This is a genomic window from Massilia sp. PWRC2, assembly GCF_049896725.1.
Lineage (GTDB): Bacteria > Pseudomonadota > Gammaproteobacteria > Burkholderiales > Burkholderiaceae_D > JAFCUW01.
Map to the genome: position 1 here is coordinate 64,151 of NZ_JAFCUW010000002.1, position 19,194 is coordinate 83,344.

Annotated in this window: 19 protein-coding genes; 8 read left to right on the plus strand and 11 right to left on the minus strand. The window is 64.2% G+C overall.

Features of this window, described 5'->3' with window-relative positions:
• Window positions 1-9 precede the first annotated feature (9 nt).
• From ACP7BZ_RS05035 to ACP7BZ_RS05050, 4 genes are all read right to left on the minus strand, one after another.
• On the minus strand, window positions 10-540 hold the full coding sequence (locus ACP7BZ_RS05035) for a glycine-rich domain-containing protein (protein WP_426110683.1): 531 nt from the start codon (window positions 538-540) through the stop codon (window positions 10-12).
• A gap of 344 nt (window positions 541-884) precedes the next feature.
• Window positions 885-1,706 (minus strand): glycine-rich domain-containing protein, encoded by an 822-nt coding sequence (locus ACP7BZ_RS05040; protein WP_426110685.1) that lies wholly within the window; start codon window positions 1,704-1,706, stop codon window positions 885-887.
• A gap of 331 nt (window positions 1,707-2,037) precedes the next feature.
• On the minus strand, window positions 2,038-3,891 hold the full coding sequence (locus ACP7BZ_RS05045; protein WP_426110687.1) for a CHASE domain-containing protein: 1,854 nt from the start codon (window positions 3,889-3,891) through the stop codon (window positions 2,038-2,040).
• A 167-nt stretch (window positions 3,892-4,058) separates the two neighbouring features.
• Window positions 4,059-5,819, minus strand: coding sequence for a glutamine--tRNA ligase/YqeY domain fusion protein (locus ACP7BZ_RS05050; protein ID WP_426110689.1), 1,761 nt, complete (start codon window positions 5,817-5,819; stop codon window positions 4,059-4,061).
• A gap of 147 nt (window positions 5,820-5,966) precedes the next feature.
• Here ACP7BZ_RS05050 and ACP7BZ_RS05055 point away from each other — a divergent pair, with 147 nt between their 5' ends.
• The 6 genes from ACP7BZ_RS05055 (at window position 5,967) to ACP7BZ_RS05080 (ending at window position 10,229) form a co-directional block, all read left to right on the plus strand.
• Window positions 5,967-6,257 (plus strand): DnaJ domain-containing protein, encoded by a 291-nt coding sequence (locus tag ACP7BZ_RS05055; protein WP_426110691.1) that lies wholly within the window; start codon window positions 5,967-5,969, stop codon window positions 6,255-6,257.
• A gap of 23 nt (window positions 6,258-6,280) precedes the next feature.
• Window positions 6,281-6,775: a hypothetical protein gene (locus ACP7BZ_RS05060; RefSeq protein ID WP_426110693.1), complete on the plus strand. Its 495-nt coding sequence runs from the start codon at window positions 6,281-6,283 to the stop codon at window positions 6,773-6,775.
• Between the two features lies 1 nt (window position 6,776).
• The gene (locus tag ACP7BZ_RS05065; protein WP_426110695.1) at window positions 6,777-7,556 is read left to right on the plus strand and encodes a hypothetical protein; all 780 of its coding nucleotides are present in this window, start codon (window positions 6,777-6,779) and stop codon (window positions 7,554-7,556) included.
• Complete coding sequence (locus ACP7BZ_RS05070) at window positions 7,556-8,443, plus strand: hypothetical protein (protein WP_426111658.1); 888 nt, start codon at window positions 7,556-7,558, stop codon at window positions 8,441-8,443. The genes ACP7BZ_RS05065 and ACP7BZ_RS05070 overlap by 1 nt, the downstream gene beginning before the upstream one ends.
• Before the next feature lie 110 nt (window positions 8,444-8,553).
• Window positions 8,554-9,762, plus strand: coding sequence for an MFS transporter (locus tag ACP7BZ_RS05075; RefSeq protein WP_426110697.1), 1,209 nt, complete (start codon window positions 8,554-8,556; stop codon window positions 9,760-9,762).
• Between the two features lie 140 nt (window positions 9,763-9,902).
• On the plus strand, window positions 9,903-10,229 hold the full coding sequence (locus tag ACP7BZ_RS05080; RefSeq protein ID WP_426110699.1) for a hypothetical protein: 327 nt from the start codon (window positions 9,903-9,905) through the stop codon (window positions 10,227-10,229).
• A 21-nt stretch (window positions 10,230-10,250) separates the two neighbouring features.
• On the opposite strand, the gene ACP7BZ_RS05085 is transcribed toward ACP7BZ_RS05080, so the two are convergent.
• The 6 genes from ACP7BZ_RS05085 to ACP7BZ_RS05110 are packed head-to-tail and all read right to left on the minus strand — an operon-like array spanning window position 10,251 to window position 14,976.
• Window positions 10,251-11,498 (minus strand): CaiB/BaiF CoA transferase family protein, encoded by a 1,248-nt coding sequence (locus ACP7BZ_RS05085; protein WP_426110701.1) that lies wholly within the window; start codon window positions 11,496-11,498, stop codon window positions 10,251-10,253.
• The gene (speD, locus tag ACP7BZ_RS05090; RefSeq protein ID WP_426110703.1) at window positions 11,495-11,884 is read right to left on the minus strand and encodes an adenosylmethionine decarboxylase; all 390 of its coding nucleotides are present in this window, start codon (window positions 11,882-11,884) and stop codon (window positions 11,495-11,497) included. The genes ACP7BZ_RS05085 and speD overlap by 4 nt, the downstream gene beginning before the upstream one ends.
• On the minus strand, window positions 11,881-12,072 hold the full coding sequence (locus ACP7BZ_RS05095; RefSeq protein WP_426110705.1) for a hypothetical protein: 192 nt from the start codon (window positions 12,070-12,072) through the stop codon (window positions 11,881-11,883). The genes speD and ACP7BZ_RS05095 overlap by 4 nt, the downstream gene beginning before the upstream one ends.
• Window positions 12,069-13,520: a DUF4178 domain-containing protein gene (locus ACP7BZ_RS05100; RefSeq protein ID WP_426110707.1), complete on the minus strand. Its 1,452-nt coding sequence runs from the start codon at window positions 13,518-13,520 to the stop codon at window positions 12,069-12,071. The genes ACP7BZ_RS05095 and ACP7BZ_RS05100 overlap by 4 nt, the downstream gene beginning before the upstream one ends.
• Before the next feature lie 7 nt (window positions 13,521-13,527).
• On the minus strand, window positions 13,528-14,544 hold the full coding sequence (locus ACP7BZ_RS05105) for an SPFH domain-containing protein (protein WP_426110709.1): 1,017 nt from the start codon (window positions 14,542-14,544) through the stop codon (window positions 13,528-13,530).
• 45 nt (window positions 14,545-14,589) lie between these two features.
• A complete protein-coding gene (locus ACP7BZ_RS05110; RefSeq protein WP_426110711.1) occupies window positions 14,590-14,976 on the minus strand; it encodes a DUF350 domain-containing protein in 387 nt (128 codons plus the stop codon).
• A gap of 66 nt (window positions 14,977-15,042) precedes the next feature.
• On the opposite strand from ACP7BZ_RS05110, the gene ACP7BZ_RS05115 reads away from it, so the two are divergent.
• Window positions 15,043-16,554 carry a polyamine aminopropyltransferase gene (locus ACP7BZ_RS05115; protein ID WP_426110713.1) on the plus strand — a complete coding sequence of 504 codons (1,512 nt, stop codon included), beginning with the start codon at window positions 15,043-15,045 and terminating at the stop codon, window positions 16,552-16,554.
• Window positions 16,554-18,179 (plus strand): NAD(P)-binding protein, encoded by a 1,626-nt coding sequence (locus ACP7BZ_RS05120; protein WP_426110715.1) that lies wholly within the window; start codon window positions 16,554-16,556, stop codon window positions 18,177-18,179. The genes ACP7BZ_RS05115 and ACP7BZ_RS05120 overlap by 1 nt, the downstream gene beginning before the upstream one ends.
• On the opposite strand, the gene ACP7BZ_RS05125 is transcribed toward ACP7BZ_RS05120, so the two are convergent.
• Window positions 18,176-19,186, minus strand: coding sequence for a zinc-binding alcohol dehydrogenase family protein (locus tag ACP7BZ_RS05125; protein WP_426110717.1), 1,011 nt, complete (start codon window positions 19,184-19,186; stop codon window positions 18,176-18,178). The two genes, ACP7BZ_RS05120 and ACP7BZ_RS05125, sit on opposite strands and share 4 nt — an antisense overlap.
• Window positions 19,187-19,194: the final 8 nt, after the last annotated feature.

The window sequence follows — 19,194 nt, forward strand, 5'->3', positions numbered from 1 at the left end:
GGCGCCGCCTTAACTGACGGCGGCGGCCATACTGCGGCGCGCCGCGGCGGCGCAGTATGCTACCGGCCGGGCCGGGCTGGCGCAGTAGGCTGCTGGTCTGGCCGGGCTGGCACAATAGCCTGCGCTGCTGGCGTCGCTGGCGGCGTCGGCCAGGGCGGCGGCGCGGGCAGGACTTGGCATCCTGTCGCGGGCACAATACGCCGCGGCGCCGCGCGCCGGTGCCAGGCGGCCGCCGGCGCCATCGTCGAACTCGACCTCCGGCTGGTGGTGCAGGAAATAGCCGAAGATGCGCGCGCAGTCGTCTGCATACTTCTTGGTGTCGAGAATGTGGAAGTGCCAGAAGTAATCGACATCGGCGCTGGGCACCGCCGCTTTCTGCGGCAACAATTTGGCAAACATCAAGAACTCCCGATAAGCGCTTTCGGCCGCCCGCGTGCGCGCCTCACTCCAGCCCAGTCCGGCATGGGGGTGCATCAGTCGCGTGCGTATGGTCGACAGATCAAGTGTTGCGATAGGGGCGATGGTTGCATCGATCTTCATCGTTTTCTCCTTGGATGGAAAAGCTGGTGGGTATGTGTGGAAAATCCGTCAAGTCTTGCGCTAGCCGAAATTGTTAGCCGGTTCAGAGTGACGCAAATCAAACTATCTTCCAGTTTGTTCCCGTAACATTGATTTTGATCAATGGTCGAATCATCCCGTGTCAAACTCAGCCGGATGCCGCAGCGCCAGCATGAAAACGCCATGGTTTTATTCGGCGCAATGTTGTTTTTATCGCGTGCGGGGCAGCACAGGGACGGGCAGTGCGGGGAGGATGGTGCGGCGCTGACCGCGGAGCAATCGCGGCGGTGCGCAGGGCGCCGGTGGGGCCGGCGCCCTTGTTACGTTCAAGCGGCCAGCAGTGTTACCTGGTTGGCTGCTGACAGCCAGGCGCTTTGCCTGAAATCGGGGCTGTGCGATTGCCAGGCAGTTTGCTGCGGGCGGGTGGCGGCTGGTGCCGAGCAGTACGCGGTTTGCAATGCGTGACCCGTTGCCGAGCAATACGCGGTCATTGGTGATTGGCCCACTACGGAGCAATACGCAATCTGCTTCGACTGCACCATTGCCGAGCAATACGCCGTGTGCTGTTTTCCGGTCACCGAGCAATAGGCCGTTTGCTGCTGGTCCAATTTCGAGCAATACGCCGTTTGCCGCTTGCCCAATTTCGAGCAGTACGCCGTTTGCTGCTTGCCGGTGACCGAGCAATACGCCGTTTGCTGCTGCTGGCCCGGTGCCGAGCAGTATGCCGTCGGTTGCACTTGCTTCAGCGCGTCGTCGGTGCTGGCGCCGACCAGGCACGGTTCGCCAAACGTGGCCTGATACAGTGCATGCATGCACGTACCGAACGCCTGGTGATCGGCGCCATCATCTGCGCCCAGACCGACGTAAGGATGGTGGTGAATGAAGCGGCCAAACACCTGCTGGCAATCGGCAGCGTACTTGCGGGTGTCGAGGATGTGATAGTGCCAGAAGATATCGACATCGAGCAGCGGCGCGAAATCTTCGTGCGGATACATTTGCAGCAGGCACAGGAAGCGGCGGTATTCCACTTCGACGGCGTCGGCGTGTTCTAGCGTCCAGCCCTCGCCCGACTCCCGGTGCATCAGTTTGAGCTTGATGGGTGTGAGGTCGAGTTCAGCGCATGTGCGCATTGCAGTGGTCGAGTCCATGTCGTCATCCTTCTGGTTGGCAATCGTATTTGTCGGTGAATTCCTGGCAGTGTCGGTGCGGCGGCTGGGACGATTACTTGCCTTCCTACCCTTCACGCTGCGACGCGTCACCACTTGGTCAGTCCCTGCTGTGGCGCCGTGTGCGCTTGGCAGTGAAGGCATTGTTGCTCACGGGAAGTTGTCCCGGCTTGAGCTTCATCAATGAATTTTGGGAAGTATTCCGATTGCGACGGAATGGTCCTATGTCGCGTTGCTGACTAGCGCGCTGGTCGTGTTGACCCTGCGCCGCCGGCAAACGAAGGCGGAAGGCATGCCTTAACCCCGCGGAAACTTAGACGAGCGCCAGTTGCGCCGTCTCTTCGTCGACGAAATGCAGGCCGGCGACGTCGGAATCGGCATTGACTGGCACCGAGATATGCACCGTGGTGCCGCCGCCCGGTGTGCTGACGAGGCGGAATACACCGTTGAGGATATTCATGCGCTCTTCGATGCCGACCAGGCCGAACGAGCTCTGTTTGCCGCGCGCGCCCTGTTGCAGGCCGACCCCGTTGTCGCTGACGGTCATGGAAATCCAGCCGCCGTCCACCCGCAGCTCCACCTTGACCCGGGTCGCCCTGGCATGGCGCGAAATATTACTGAGCGACTCTTGCAGGATGCGGAACAGGGCAGTGGCGCACTGGTCGCTGACCTTGATTTCGCCATGCGGCTCGATCAGCTGGCACTCAATCCCGGCGCGGCGCCGGAATTCGTTGATTTGCCAGTCGACAGCGGCATTGAGACCCAGGTCGAGGACGGTCGGCCGCAAGTCATTGATGATCTGGCGCACGCTGCGGATGGTGGCGTCGATCTGGTGCAGGGTCATTTGCGCGCGCGCATGCAGGCGCGGCTGGCGCCCGCTGGTGCGCACCGACAGCATGTCAGCCTCGATGCGCAAGGCCAGCAGGTTTTGGCCCAGATCGTCGTGGATCTCGCGGGCAATTCTCTTGCGCTCGTCTTCGCGGATGTTGTTGGCGTGCGCCGCCAGGCGCCGCAGGTTTTCGTTCGACCATTGCAGTTTTGCCTCGCTGGCGCGCAATTCTTTGGTCATGTTCTGGGCCAGCGCGATGGCGTGGCGGCGCGAGGACGAAAAGGTGCAAAACACCACGTACAGCAGGCCGGAGCTGCAGGCCCCCAGCAGCATGGCCACCCACGGCAGCCACAGATCGAAGTTGCTCATCAGGCGGCGCTTCTCCACGCTGATCTGCGCTTGCCAGCGGCGCTTGCCGAAATTCATTTCCAAGGTCTCGATGAAGGTGTCGCTGCGGGCCACCAGTGGCGTCTGCGGCACGCCAGGGCGGACCGCACTGTCGAACAACTGGCGCTGTTTGCCGTCGTCGTTGCGGCTGCCGCGGTCGTTGGTGATGTCGGTGATGACCATGCGCACGTCGCGCGCCGGTAACTGTTCGATGATGCCCACCACCAGTTTTTTGACCGAAAAGCCGATGCCGACCGAACCGAGGTAATAGGCGCGCCGGCTGGCAACGCTGTTGTCAGGCAAGTCTCTGCGGTAAATGGGCAGGCGCAGCGCCAGCCCCACCTTGAAGGGGCCGGACAGGGGGGCGATGGGGATGCCCGAGGCCGACAGTTCGCCCGTATCGCGCGCCAGTTCCAGCGCTTGCGCATTGCCGCGCGCTGAAATGTCCCAGCCGAAGCGGCGCGACGCGGCGGAAATCGGCTCGATATAGGTCAGCGCCGTGTAGTACGGCCGCCGGCCGGACGGGGTGATGTCAAAGCGCGGATAGCCTGCCGCTGAATTGGCCACTTCCCGGTTCATTTGCGCTTCGAAGCGCTCGCGTTCGGCGCCATCGATATAGCGGGCAAAGTTGATGGTCTCGATGCCGGGGAATTCGCGCTCGAGCTGAAGGCCTTCGACGTAGCGGTGGAACTGCTCGCGGGTCAGACCGTCGGACGTGGCGAACAGGCTGGCGCTGCCACGCAGCACGTCGGCGTAACTCTTGATGCGGGCGTCGAGTGTTGCCTTGACGCCACGCGACATGTTGGCAAAGCGCTGCTGGGCATCGCCCTCGATGCGGCCGGCAGTCATCGAATAAAACATCGTGCCCACCACCGTCGACAGCAGCAGCCCACCGGCAAGGGCACGCTCGCTGCCGAAGGAACGTGGCAAATAGCTGAGCAAAGGTCGCATGAGGCACCCTGCAGACGTGGTTGAACGGATGCTGTGCTACCAACATACGCGCCGGCCGGCAAGACCGAACCTAGCAGTTCTGCTAGTGAAGCGGGAGCGTCGATCACCCATGCAAAACGCCGGCAGCGCCGGCGTTTAATGCAACATTCGCTGAGCGCCACCCGGGCTTATTTTTGCTTGACCGCCCAGCCATCCTTCAAGGTCGTGATGCGGTTGAACACCGGCTTGCCCGGCGCGCTGTCGACGCGGTCGGCGACAAAATAACCGTGGCGCTCGAACTGGAAGCGCTGATCGGCCTTCGCCTCGCGCATGCCTGGCTCGAGGTAGGCGGTGATCACTTCGAGCGCTTGCGGGTTGAGGGCGGCGATGAAGTCCTTGCCGCCAGCATCGGGCTGGGCTTCGACGAACAGGCGGTCATACAGGCGCACCTCCGCTTCGACGGCGGTGGCGGCGCTGACCCAGTGGATATTGCCCTTGACCTTGTAGGTGTCGGAGCCGGGCGTGCCCGATTTGCTGTCCTCAAAATAGCGCACGTGGACGGCGCTGACGTTGCCGTCGGCATCCTTGTCGACGCCGACGCACTCGGTGACATAGCCGTGGCGCAGCCGGACCCGGCTGCCAGGGGCGTCGCCGATCGGTGGGAAGTAACGGAAATAACCCTTGGTCGGCACTGCCATAAAATCTTCCTGCTCGATCCACAGTTCGCGCGTGATGGGGAAATGGCGCACGCCCCGTTCCGGGAAATGGGGGTGCACGGGCGAGCTGCAGTCTTCCGAATGGTTTTCCGGGAAATTGTCGATGATCAGTTTTAATGGACGCAGCACGGCAGTGGCGCGCGGCGCCTTCGGATCGAGGTCGTCGCGCAGCGCCCCTTCGAGGGTGCTCATATCGATCCAGCCATCGGCCTTCGATACGCCAATGCGCTCGCAAAACAGCTGGATCGCCTCGGGCGTGTAACCGCGCCGGCGCAGGCCGACGATGGTCGGCATGCGCGGGTCGTCCCAGCCGCTGACGATCTGTTCGTCGACCAGCTGGCGCAGCTTGCGCTTGCTGGTGACGACGTAGGTCAGGTTGAGGCGGGCAAATTCGTACTGGCGCGGCACTGGCTGGGCAAAAAAGCCGCCCGCCGACAGGGTCGCCAGCAGCCAGTCGTAAAACGGCCGGTGGTCCTGGAACTCGAGTGTGCACAGCGACTGGGTGATGTGTTCGATGGCATCCGAAATCGGGTGCGTGTAATCGTACATGGGGTAGATGCACCAGGCATCACCGGTGCGGTGGTGGTGAGCGTGGCGAATCCGGTAGATGGCCGGGTCGCGCAGATTCATGTTGGGCGCGGCCATGGCGTCGGCGCTGATTTTGGCGCGCAGGATGTGTTCGCCATCCTGGTACTTGCCGGCCTTCATGTCGCGGAACAGTTGCAGCGATTCGGCCGCAGGGCGCTCGCGGAACGGCGAATTGGTGCCGGACGTGCCGAAATTACCACGGTTGAGCCGGATTTCGTCGGCGCTCTGGCTGTCGACGTAGGCAAAGCCGGCCGTGATCAGGTATTCCGCCATGGCGTACAGCTGCTCAAAATAGTCGGAGGCGTAGTGCAGGTGACTCTGACCGTCTTTTTCCCAGCTAAAACCGAGCCACTTGACGCTGTCGATGATGGTGTCGACGTATTCCTGCTCTTCCTTGGCCGGGTTGGTATCGTCAAAGCGCAGGTGGCAGACGCCGTGGTAATCGCGGGCGATGCCAAAGTTGACGCAAATCGACTTGGCGTGGCCAATGTGCAGATAACCGTTCGGCTCCGGCGGGAAGCGGGTGATCACTGGTGGCAAGCCCGTGTGGGCATGGGTGCCAGCTGCCAGGTCCGCTTCGACGATGGCGCGCAGGAAGTTCGAGGTCAGCGGCGGGGCTACCGTATTGTTTTTATCAGTGCTCATGGGAGGGGCGAAGGTGGATCGGATGGCGCCATTTTACCGTATTGAAGGGTGAACTTGGGCGCCGCCACGGCCTTGGTTCGGGCAGTCGCAGCGGTTCTATAGCATAATCTGCCTTTATGGGTTTTGGCTTGTTGCCGGAGTTACCACTTGGAAAATTTATACGCAGTGCTGGGCGTGGCGCCAAACGCCACGATGGACGAGATCAAAAAAGTCTACCGTTCGCTGGCCATGCGCTACCACCCGGACCGCAATGACGCCCCGGCCGCCGAGGTGCGTTTCAAAAGCGTCACCAAGGCGTACGAGATCCTGTCTGATCGCGCCAGGCGCAACGACTACGACCAGAGCGTCAATCACCGCATCATCCTCGACGCCGAAGCGGAAGCGTACGAGCTGGTGCGCTCCCTGTTCAGCCTCAACGGCGTGGCCTTGCCCGCCTGATCCACTTGTTTTGAAAGTAGTTAATGAGAAAAGTACACCCTGAATTTGCTTACCAGTCGCGCGAACTCGAAGGCCAGATCGACGGCATCCTGGGCGATCCGCCAGACCGCAAGAACTACAAGCTGATGCAGGATGCGCTGGCCGGCGAATACGCCGCCGGCGGTGGCATCGAAGACGTCAACATGATGAGCTTCGCGCTGGTCGACCATATCCAGTTCAGCGATCCCAAGGGCTTGCTGGCGGCCGCCGAAGACTACGACGAAGGCGACGCTGCCGCCGTCATCGGCATGGCCTCGTGCGAGGGTGACGCCGCCAAGATGTTCGAAGGCATGACCAGCGCCCACCCGGCGCTGGCGCGCCAGGCCATCATCACGGCCTTCCTGTTCAAGCACCCGCGCAAGTGGGACGACGACGACCAGTCGCTCGAACAACTGAGCCGTGATGACGACGGCGACGACGTCCACGACGACGACGACGTCACCGACGAATTCTCGCAAATGTTCGACAAGGAGGACTGACATGAGCCGCAACGCCTTTTTGCCAGCGCTGTCCAAGCAAGTCAGTGAACTGGTGCTGTCCGGTTCGCTGTCGCATGCCGAACAGGCGTTTTCCGACGCCGTCGAGGAACACGGCGATCTGGCCGTGGTCGAAGTGCTGGGCAACCTGCCACCGCAGGTGACGTCGCTGCACCTGTCCGGCTTTGATGGCGGCAAGACGTCGCTGGCCACCCTCCTGGTGCCGCCGCAGGCATGGGCTGACAGCCTGGCGTATTTCGCCGCCACCTGGTCGGACGACAATATCGAGGACGATCCCGAGCGCGTGGCCGAAAGCCTGTTTTCGCACGTCCACGGCATCGTCTTTTCCAGCGACGATGACGAGCGCCGCGCGGCCCTGCTGGAAGCGGCCTCGGCGAGCGACCATGGCGCCACCATTTTCGCCATCCTGTTTTCCATGGCACCGCGCGAGATTCTCGAAGTGGCCGAAGAAATCCTGTCGAAGGGCGTCTACATGACGGGCCAGACCTCGTCCGACAGTGACCTGGTGCCGCTGGCCATCGAACTGGCGCGCGCCAGCGAAGACGGCTGGGACCGCGCCCTGTTTGAACTGTTCCCCGACTTCCGCCACAGCGCCGACCTGGCTGACGCCGAATTTTCCGACGATCCCGACGACGAGCCCAACTTCATGCAGCGCTCGACCAAGGAATTGTTGTATCGCCTGCGCAAGCAGGTGCCGTCCACCCGCAGCGCGGTACCGCGGCGCGGCGCCCGCAAGAGCCTCGGCACGGACATCTTTTCGTGATGGCGGAACCGAGCTCATCCATCGCCCTGGTCGAAGAGCGCCTGCCGCGCGTGGTGCGGGCGATCCGCGCCGCCGCCAGGCGCAGCGTCGACGACGATGTCATCAATCTGGCCGACGAACTGTCCGGTATCACCGCCATGGTGGCCGAGAAATTTACCAACGATAAAACGGCAGAGGGCATCCAGCGCGCCTTTTTTCTCGCCATCGGCGGCGTCTCGCTGGGACTCGATCATGCGCTCGAGCACGAAGGTGACGAAGCGGCGCTTGATTTTCTGATCGAGCATGGCGCCGAGCACGCCTTTCAGGCCGGCTTCCGGCTGGTCAAGGAATTGTCCGGCCTGCCCGAGGACAGCCTGGTCAGCGAGTACGACGAGGATGTAGTGTACATGCAGCGGCGCCTGAAAGAGCTGTTTGTCGACCTCTGCTATGCCGATCCTGGCCAGAACTGGACCGGCTACGAGCGTTACCAGCGCCAGCTGAGCGAGCGCCAGGGCGTGCAGGCGATCGTGCGCGCCGCCGCCTGGCTGCGCCGTCACCACACGCGTGGACCGATCACCGATCCGGACCTGAACGCCGAGGGCGTGATCGCGGTGGCGATCATCTTCGCCGTCGACGGCAGCGGCCAGATCGTGGCCCGCACGGGACAGAAGGATTTTGAACGACTGGTCAAGTCGGTGCGCGCCAACAAGCCCGATTTCGAGGCCGGCTGGGCAGCGCTGATGGCACAGATTCCGCCGCAGCACCAGGCGGTGATGGCCGAGCGCATCAACAATTACCGCGAACACTGCACGGTGCTGCAAAAAATGCGCACGCGCACGGCCATGAAGACGCTCTTTGCCGAGCTGGAAAATTATGCGGGGTCGGAGCTCGAGGCCGATTATGACTAGGAGGACTGGCAGCGCCGGTGCCTGTCCTCCTCACTTGAACCGCCTTTGCCTTTGACTCAAACATCGGGACAGCCACCGCAGGTGCCGGTCCCCCCGGAGAACAGCTTTCCATGACCGTCCACGCTGGCAGCGCCGCCTTCAAGCGCATCAATCGCGCCATGGTGTTCGGTGGCTTTTCCACCTTCGCGCTGCTTTACTGCGTGCAGCCGCTGATGCCACTGATGGCAGCCGAATTTCATTTGACGCCGGCGCAGAGCAGCCTGTCGCTGTCGGTGTCGACCGCCGCCCTCGCCGTTTCCCTGGTACTGAGTAGCATCGTCTCCGACCGCGTCGGGCGCACGCCGATGATGGTCGGCGCCATGCTGGGCGGCGCCATCCTGACGCTGGCCTGCGCCTTTGCCCACACCTATCCGCAGCTGCTGGTGCTGCGCGCGCTGCTGGGGGTGGCGCTGGGCGGCATGCCCGCCATTGCGATGGCTTACCTGGGCGAAGAAATCGAGCCCGCCTCGCTGGGCCTGTCGATGGGTTTGTATATCGGCGGCAGCGCCTTCGGCGGCATGCTGGGGCGTGTACTCACCTCCATCGTCAGCGACTTTTATTCGTGGCGCTACGCGATCGCCGGCATCGGCATGGCGGGCCTGTACGCCGCCTGGGAATTTCGCCGCAGCCTGCCCGACTCGCGCAATTTTCGCCAGGGCCAGCGGGGCCTGGCGGCGCTGCGCGCCGGTCTGCGCCAGCACCTGCTCGATCCCGGTCTGCCGTGGCTGTTCGCGCTGGCGTTCTTGTTGATGGGCTGTTTCGTCAGCCTGTATAACTTCATCGGCTTTCGCATGCTGGGCGCGCCGTTCGGCTGGCGCCAGAGCGCCGTTGGCCTGCTCTCGGCCATGTACCTGCTGGGTATCTTCAGTTCCGTCTGGGCCGGTCGCCTGGCCGACCGCCTGGGCCGGCGCAATGTGCTGTGGCTGGTGATGGGCCTGATGCTCGCCGGCCTGCTGCTGACGCTGGCCAGTTCACCATGGCTGATCGTGCCCGGCATTGGCCTGTTCACCTTCGGCTTTTTCGCCTCCCACTCGGTGGCCAGCAGCTGGGTCGGACGGCGCGCGCAAGAGCCGAAGGCACTTGCCTCGGCCCTCTACCTGCTGTTTTATTACCTCGGCTCGAGCGTGGTCGGGTCCGTGACCGGCAGCGTCTGGAGCGCCGCTGGCTGGAACGGCGTGGTCGGCATGCTGGGGGCGATTCTGGCGGCCAGCTTTGTGATCGCACTGCGGCTGCGCAGTCTGCTGCCGCTGGCAGCGCCGCCGCTGGCAGCGGTGGCCTGAGCGGCAGCGCAGTAGCGACGTGCGCTGCGTGCGCTGCCCCTAACGGCAGGCGCGCATAATCGTTCGACGCTGTTCGTCCATGCCGTCCAGGCGAACGAAGCACAACACGGCGGACGGCTTACCTGAACGGGAGCCTCATCATGTTACAAATGAACGAAATTGCCCAACGTTTCAGCAGCATCCGCCGCACCATCGGCGACGCCGAACGCGCCAGCGAAGCGGCGCGCGATACCTCTGCCGCGCTGCGCGAACAGCTGCACAAGCTGGCCGACGAAGCGCGCGCGGCCGACACCATCATCGGCGCCGGCCAGCAGCAGCGGGTGGTCGAATGGATCGACCGTCTCGAAGACATGGGCGACGAAGCGCGCCGCCTGAGCCGCTGCGACGATCACATGTCGCCGCAGCTGGAAACGGCGGTGTCGAAAGTACACGCGGAACTGTCCTCGCTCAAGCACCAGCTGCACTGAGGTCAGCAGGGACGCTGCCAGCTACACCACGCCGCGCCCGCGCAGCGCCGCAATCTGTTCGGCGCTGCGCCCCAGCACCTCGCGCAGCACTTCATCGGTGTGCTGCCCCAGCAGCGGTGGCGCGGTGCCGGCACCGACCGGCGTGGCCGACAGTTTCATCGGATTGCGCACCAGCTTCACCTTGCCGGCAGTCGGGTGGGGCAGTTCGACGGCGATGCCGCGCGCACGCACCTGTTCGTTCTCGAAGACGTCGTCAATATCGTTGATGGGCCCACACGGCACGCCCACCGCTTCCAGGCGGGCGATCCAGTCATCTCTGCCATATTGCGCCACCATGGCGGCCAGCAGCGGCACCAGGGTCGCGCGGTGCTTTACACGCTGGGGATTGCTGGCAAAGCGTTCATCGTGCGCCAGTTCGGGGCAGCCGCCCGCCTCGACGAATTTGACATACTGGCTGTCGTTGCCGGTGGCGACGATGATGTGACCATCGAGGCAGGCGAAGCTCTGGTAAGGCACGATGTTGGCGTGGGCATTGCCGAAGCGCTTGGGCGCCACCCCGGTGGTGTGGTAGTTGCTCGCCATATTGGCCAGCATGGCCACCTGCACGTCGAGCAGCGCCATGTCGATGTGCTGGCCCTCTCCGCTGCGGTCGCGGTGGGTCAGCGCGGCCAGGATGGCGACGGTGGCGTACATGCCGGTCATCAGGTCGACGATGGCGACGCCGGCCTTTTGCGGGCCGCCGCCGGGCAGATCGTCACGCTCGCCCGTGATCGACATGAAGCCGCCCATGCCCTGGATCAGAAAATCATAGCCGGCGCGGTGCGCATACGGGCCGTCCTGACCAAACCCGGTCACCGAGCAGTAGACCAGGTCCGGCTTGATGGCTTTTAGTGAGGCGTAATCGAGACCATAGCGGGCCAGGTGGCCCACCTTGAAATTTTCCAGCACGACGTCGGCATGCGCGGCCAGTTCGCGCACCAGCGCCTGGCCTTCGCTGCTGGCGATGTCGCAGGTGACCGAGCGCTTGCCGCGGTTGGCCGCCAAATAATAGGCCGCTTCGCTGGTGTCGGCGCCAGTGGCGTCTTTGGCGTAGGGTGGCCCCCACGCGCGCGTGTCGTCGCCGCTGCCGGGGCGCTCGATCTTGATGATGTCGGCGCCGAGGTCGGCCAGGTTTTGCGAACACCAGGGACCGGCCAGCACGCGCGAGAGGTCGAGCACGCGGATGTGGCCGAGGGCCTTGGGCTGGCTGTGATGGATCGTGCTGCTCATATACATGCTTTCGTTGTCATCGCCACGGCCATGCCGCGACCAATGTGATTGACGTCGACCCGGCCTGGTGCCAGTGCTGCTTCGATGACGGCCAGCGCCAGTTGCGGCGCGCCGGCGCCGCACAGGAACATGTCGAAGGCGGCAAAGCCGAATTCGGGCCAGGTGTGAATCGACAGGTGCGATTCGGCCAGCAGCAGCACCCCCGTCACTCCCTGCTGCGGGCCGAAGCTGTGAAAGTGGCCGTGCAGGATGGTGGCGCCGGCGGCCAGCGCGGCGCGCCGCAGCAGCGTGTCGATGGTGCTCACTGAGGTGAGCAGGGCGGCGTCGACGCCGTGCAAATCGGCCAGCAGGTGCTGGCCGGCCGGCCGGTGGGTGGTGCTGCTCACTTGTGACCGCCACCACCACCGCCACCACTGTAGCCGCCGCCGTAACTGCCGCCACCGCCACCGCCGCTGGACCAGCTGCTGCCGCCCGCGCTGCCGCCGCTGGACGGCGCCGAGAACAGTTTGACCCAGCTGGTGCCGGTGGTGACAACGGTGACCAGCAGGGCGAACAGGAAGTATTTGGAATTCATGAACCCTCGGCGCCAAACAGATGTTCGGACAGATAAATGGCGACGATGGCGAGCACCACCCAGAAAATCGTGCCGGAAAAATTAAACAGCAGGGGAATGGCATTCAGACCGAGGATCCACAGGGCGAAGCGGCTGGCCAGGCGGGTGCCCGCTGGCGCTACTGCCTTGCGGGCGACGTCGCCGCGCAGGGCGGCGCCGAACCACGCGCGCAGCTGGTCGAGCGCCACCGGCGTCGAGCGCGACCAGGTCAGCTCGTCGGCGCTCAATTCCGCCGCCAGCGCCGCTTGCCCGCGCTGGAATTCATAGACCTGGACGACGTCGCCCGCGGCCACGCGCCAGTTGAAGGCGCCGGCAGCCCAGGTCACGGTGGCCGGATAATCAAACAGCTTGCTGTAGCTGGCCTGGTCGAGCTCGACGTGGTCGGCCTCCAGTGAAGGCCACTGCGGCCACGTCGCCATCACGCTCGAACGGCGCCATCCCTGCTCGCTGTCGACCAGCCAGAAAAAGCCGCCAGTGGTGTTGTAGAGCAGGTACTCGGTCCAGCTGCTGCCTTCGTTGTCACGGCGCGTCATGGCGCCGATCACGCGCCAGACGACCTTGTTGACGGTGGCGCTCGCCCCCAGTGGCAGGGCGGTGCGCACCTGTTCGACGCTGGCGCCGCTGGCGAGGATCTGCGCCTGCGGCCCGGCCGCATCGAGCTGCGCCTGGCAGCTCGGGCACACCAGCGAGGTGGTCACACCGGGCAGATAATGGATCGCGCTGCCGCACGAAGGACAGTCGAGCGCTTCGACGCGGCCGCGGTATTTGCCGGCGGTGGCGCGGATCTGTTCATCGTCGCGCAGCAGCTGGCAGGCCATCTGTTCGAGGGTTACCGAGACGCCCTTGTAGAGCTGCGGGCGCTCGCCGTCGGAATAATCGAGCGTGATAAAAGCGCCGCCCTGGCGCAGGTCGACCACGCGTGCCTGCCAGCCGTCGCCCACCTTGAACGGCAGCTCGCCCTGGCCGCCGATGCAGCTGGCGCGGCGCTTTTCGGCGGCCGTAAACCGCTCGCCATTGATGTCGTAGCAGCGACCGGGCGTGATGGCGTCGAAGTCGGGCAGGGTAGCGCTGGCGGCCAGTTCGGTGGTGACGGTGTACAGGCCTGACGAATCACCGAGCCAGCCGTTGCTGCCATCGTCGAACAGCAAAAACCACTCGTTCCAAATGCCGGCCGCGTACTTGAGCTGGATGCGTCCGACCACCGTGAAGCCGCGTCCACCCTGCACGCCGGCGCTGCCGATCTGGATGCGGCTGAAGTCTTCCAGCACGGCCGACATCTTGCCGAGGTCGCGCACGGCGTCGGCATCTTTCATCACGGTGGTGCGGCAAAATGCGCACACCGCGACCACCGCGGCGTGCGACTTGAACTCGACCTGGGCACCGCAGCCGGGGCAGGCGACGATCTGCATGAAGCGCTTAACCGATCAGTTTTTTCAGCAGTTCAGCCTTGCTGCGGTCGTAGTCGTCGGCCGAGATCAAGCCCTTGTCGAGCAGGCCCTTGAGCTGGCCCAGGCGCTGTTCGATGGACTCTGCCGCCGCTGGCGCTGGCGCTGGCGCGAACGCCCCCGCCAGTCCCTGCGCCATCGCCTGTCCCACCGCCACCCCGGCGCCGAGACCGGCGCCGATGCCGGCCAGGCCGCCTTCGTTTTGCGCCGCCAGCGGAATGCTGCTGGCCACCTGGAACTGGGTAAAGCCTTTCACCTTGTCGGCCGCCAGGCCACCCTTCATGCCGGCGCCGATCCGTTCGTCGAGCGCCGCCTGCAGTTCTTCCGGCAGGCTGACCGAGCTGACATTAAATTCATCGAGGCCGATGCCGTAGCGGGCAAAGGCGGTGGCCAAATCGCCCTTGACCTGCTGCGCCATCAAGCCCTGGTTGGCGGCCATGTCGAGGAAGGCGACGTTCGAGCTGCCCAGCGAACTGGCCATGGTGGCGAGCATCAGGCCGCGCAGCTGGTCTTCGACCTGGTCGCCGGTGAAGATTTCGCGGGTGCCGCTGATCTCTGTAAAAAATATACGGGCATCGGCCACCCGGTACGAAAACATGCCGAAGGCGCGCACCCGGATCATGTCGAAATCCTTGTCGCGGATGGTGATCGGCTGCGGCGTACCCCACTTGCGGCCGGTCTGCACGCGGGTGCTGAAAAAATACACGTCCGATTTAAATGGCGAATCGAACAGCTTGTCCCAGTTTTTCAGGTTGGTCAGCAGCGGCAGGGTGTTGGTGGTGAGCTTGTGGGCGCCGGGGCCGAAGACGTCGGCGATGGTGCCTTCATTGACGAACACGGCGACCTGCGATTCGCGCACATTGAGGACGGCGCCGTTCTGGATTTCAAAGTCCTGCATCGGAAAGCGCCAGGCCAGCACGCCCTCGGTTTCTTCGTTCCATTGAAGGACGTCGATAAACTGCTTCTTGATGAATGAGCCAAATGACATGGTGGTCTCCGGTGAGGACTGAGCGGGATGGTGGGCAGAAAGCGCTTATGAAATGCAGCCGGCGTTGATCAGGCCAATCGATAACGAGATGGCGCCCAGCAGCACGCCGAAGGCCTTGTTGTCGGCCTCGATCTGGTCCTTCGACATTTTCAGCAGGCTGGTGGCGACCGCGTACACCAGGATCTGCACCAGCATGGCGCCGGCGGCCCAGCCAGCGAACTGGTAATAGTCGGCCGTGTGCAGCAGGCTCGAAGCGAGCGTCACGGCGAAGCCGACCAGCGCGCCACCGAGCGAAAACGCGGCCGCCTGATTGCCCTGGCGGATCAGCGTGACTTCATCAAAAGGGGTGACCCGTGTGTAGATCACAAAAAATACCAAAACCATGGCGGCAGCCGTCAAAAGGTGCAGCAGATAGGCTAGGATGGCGGGCATGAATTTTTCCCTAATAAGTATAGACAGGGTGACAGGGCGGAGCAATATTAGTTCAAAAGACGATTTATGACCAAACGAATTCTCATTCTCTCCGTCTTTGTGGTGGCCTCGTGCGGCCTGGCCTACGAGCTCATTGCCGGCGCCTTGTCGAGCTATTTGCTGGGCGACTCGGTGCTGCAGTTTTCCACCATCATAGGCTGCTACCTGTTCGCCATGGGCGTCGGCGCCCACTTTTCCAGGTACGTGCGCGACCAGGATGTACTGTCGCGTTTTATCGACATCGAGCTGGCCGTGGGTTTGATTGGAGGCCTGTCGGCAGCCCTGCTGTTCATGACATTCTCGTGGATGGCGGCGCCGTTTCGCACGCTGCTCTACGTGCTGGTGTTCATGGTCGGCGCGCTGGTGGGCATGGAAGTGCCGCTGGTGATGCGCGCCCTGAACGAGCGGCAGACCGAATTTAATGAGCTGGTCAGCCGCGTGCTGACCTTCGATTACCTCGGCGCGCTGGCGGTGTCGCTGCTGTTTCCGCTGGTGCTGGCACCGCAACTGGGACTGGTGCGCACCGGCTTTTTGTTCGGCATGCTCAATGTCGCCGTCGCCTTCTGGACCCTGCACACCTTCAAGCGCGAGCTGACCGGCGTGCCGGGTCGCGCGCTGCGCGCCGGCCTCGTCATGCTGGTACTGGTGGCCGGATTCGCGCTGTCTGACCGCATGGTCAAGTGGGGCGAGCACGGCCTGTTTGGCGACGACATCGTGTATGCCACCACCACCCCCTATCAGCGCCTGGTGATCACCCAATGGCGCGACGATACCCGCCTGTACATCAACGGCAACCTGCAGTTTTCGTCGCGCGACGAATACCGTTATCACGAAGCGCTGGTGCACCCGGCCCTCGAACGGCTGCCGTGGGCGCGGCGGGTGCTGGTGCTCGGTGGCGGCGACGGCCTGGCCCTGCGCGAAATTCTGCGCTATCCGAACATCGAACACGTCACCCTGGTCGACCTCGATCCAGCCATGACGGCGGCGTTTACCAGCCGGCCGGCGCTGGCAAAGCTCAATCACGGTGCGTTCTCGGACAAGCGCGTCACTGTGGTCAACGCCGACGCTGCCATCTGGCTGCAGCGCAGCGACGCCATGTTCGACGCCGCCATCATCGATTTTCCCGACCCCTCCAGCTTCGCTCTCGGCAAACTGTATTCGGTGCCGTTCTATGGCATGCTGAAAAAGCATATCGCCGCCAACGGCCTGATGGTAGTGCAGTCGACGTCGCCGTTTTTCGCCCCGCACGCTTACTGGACCATCGATGCCACCTTGCGCGAAGTCGGCTTGAAAACCTATCCGTACCACGCTTACGTGCCGTCGTTCGGCGAATGGGGCTTTGTGCTGGCCTCGCCCCAGCAAGACTACCTGCCGCCGGCCAGCTACCGGCTGCCGCTGCGCTTTTTGAATGGCGCCACCACGCGCGAAATGTTCGCCTTCCCGCCCGACATGCAAAAGCTGGAGATGGCGCCGAATCGCCTCAACACGCAGTCGCTGGTGCACGAATTCGAGCAGGACTGGCGCCAGGTGATTCGCTGATGGAGCGGCGCTCCTTCATCGGCGCCGCCGGTGGCGCCGCGCTGGCGGCAGCGGGCGGTGCTGCGCTGTTCCAGCGCTGGCAGGAAATCGACGCCAGCGTCCATTACCCCGGCCGCGCCGAGGGCCACTTTCTGCGCGATGGCGGCGCCGTGCCGCCGCCATCATCGGTGATCGATACCGATATCGTCATTGCCGGCTCGGGGATCGCCGGCTTGAGCGCCGCCTGGCAGCTGGCGCGCGACGGTCACCGTGACGCCCTGATGATCGATGGGCCACAGCCGTTCGGCAACGCTGCCGGCGGCAGCTTTGCCACCAGCGACGGCACGCTCGAATTTCCCACCGGTGGCCACTATCTGCCACTGCCATCGCCAGAATCGACCCATGTGCGCGCGATCCTGTTTGATCTGGGCATTCTGCAAAAGGACCCGTACGGCGACAAGCCCACCTACGACGAGCGCTATATTTTGCACGGACCGGAAGAGCGCCTGCTGTATCGCGGCGTGTGGCAGGAAGGGTTTTTGCCGACCCAGGGTGTGGCGGCGGCCGAACTGGCCCAGCACCGGCGCTTTTTTGCTGAAGTCGAGCGCCTGCGCGCGCTGCGCGGCAGCGATGGCCGCCGCCTGTTTGTGTTCCCTACCGTGCTCTCGTCCACCGACCCGGCCTTCGACGGTTTGGACCGCATCACCCTCAAACAGTGGCTCGAGCAGCGCGGCTACACGGCGCCAACCTTGCACTGGTACCTCAATTACTGCTGCCGCGACGATTACGGCAGCCGCTACGACAAGGTGTCGGCCTGGGCTGGCCTGCATTATTACTGCAGCCGCTGGGGGCAGGCGGCCAACGCCGGCAATGGCGCCTGGCTGACCTGGCCCGGTGGCATGGCGCCGGTGGCGCGGGCGCTGGCGCAAAAGTCCGCCATCGCCCGTCGCGCCGGCTCCGTGGTGTCGCTAAAAACCGTCGGCGGCGGCGTCGAAGCGCTGTGTTTGCGTTTTGATGATGGTCAGCCCGCCAGCTACCTGGTCAGGGCGCGCAAGGCGATTTGCGCCATGCCCTTGATGGTGGCGGCGCGGGTGGTCGAGAACATCGGTGCACTGGGCTTTGATGCGCGCCGCCACATGCCGGCTTACGCGCCATGGCTGGTAGCGAATTTCTTGATGAAGGATTTCCCCGCCGAGCTGCCGGCGCAGCCGCTGGCCTGGGACAACGTGGTCTACCAGGAACCGGGTCTTGGTTACGTGGTGTCGACGCACCAGGATATTCGCCAGACGCCGCCGGCAAAAACCGTGTTCAGTGCTTACGTGGCGCTGTCGGATCGCAGCCCCGAACAGGCGCGAAAATGGCTGATGATGGCGACGCCGGACCAGCTCGTCGAGCTGGCCAGCGCCGATTTGAAAAGCGCCTACGGCTGGAAGTTCGCGCCCTGTGTCGAGCGGGTCGACATCACCGTGCGCGGCCACGCCATGGCCGCGCCGCTGCCGGGCTTCCGCAGCAACGCCGGCGCACACGCGCTGCGCCAGCTCGATGGGCCGATCACCTTCGCGCACGCCGACCTGTCGGGCTTTTCGGTGTTTGAAGAAGCGGCATGGTGGGGCTGCGCGGCGGCGCAGAAGGCGGTCAAGGTTTAAAACCCTGCCAGCACCACCTTGCCCTGGGCCGCGCCGCTTTCAATGAAGGCGTGCGCGCGGCGCAGGTTGGCGGCGTTGATCACGCCGAAATTGTCGTTGGCGGTACTGCGGATGCGACCAGCATCGACCAGCGCCGCCACCTGCGCCAGCAGTTGGCCCTGCTGGTCCATGTCGGCGGTCTGGAACAGCGAGCGGGTAAACATCAATTCCCAGTGCAGCGAAATCGATTTGAGTTTGAGCTTGGTGGCGTCGAGCGTGACAGGGTCGTCGATCACCGCCAGCTGGCCCTGCGGCCGCAGGCATTCGATGATTTGTTCGTAGTGCGCTGCCGTCTGGGTCAGTGCGGCGACGGCGTCGACCGCCTCGATGCCGGCGCCTTTGAGTGCTGTCGCCAGCGGTTCGCGGTGATCGATGACGGCGTGCGCACCGAGATCGAGGCACCACTGGCGCGTGGCCGGGCGCGAGGCGGTCGCCACCACCCGCAGTTGGGTCAGCTGGCGCGCCAGCTGGATCAGGATCGAGCCGACGCCACCGGCACCGCCGATCACCAACAGGGTCTGGCCACTGCCGCCCCCCATCGGCATGCGCAGGCGGTCGAACAGCAATTCCCAGGCGGTGATGGCGGTCAAGGGCAGGGCGGCGGCGCTGGCGTCGTCGAGCGAGGCAGGAGCACGGGCGACGATACGCTCGTCGACCAGCTGCAGTTCGCTGTTGCTGCCGGGGCGGTCGAGCGCACCGGCGTAAAACACGCGCTCGCCCGGCTTGAAGGCGCTCACTGCGCTGCCGACCGCTTCGACGATGCCGACGGCATCCCAGCCGATGACGGCGGCCTGGCCAGCGGCGGGCGCGCGGCCGGCGCGGATCTTGACATCGACCGGATTGACCGACACCGCGTGGACGCGCACCAGCAGGTCGCGCGCGCCCGGGAGCGGGTCGGGCAGGGTGAGGTCTTCGAGCGCGTGCTCGGCGCTGATGGGCAAACAGGCGTGGTAGCCGACGGCTTTCATGGAGGGGC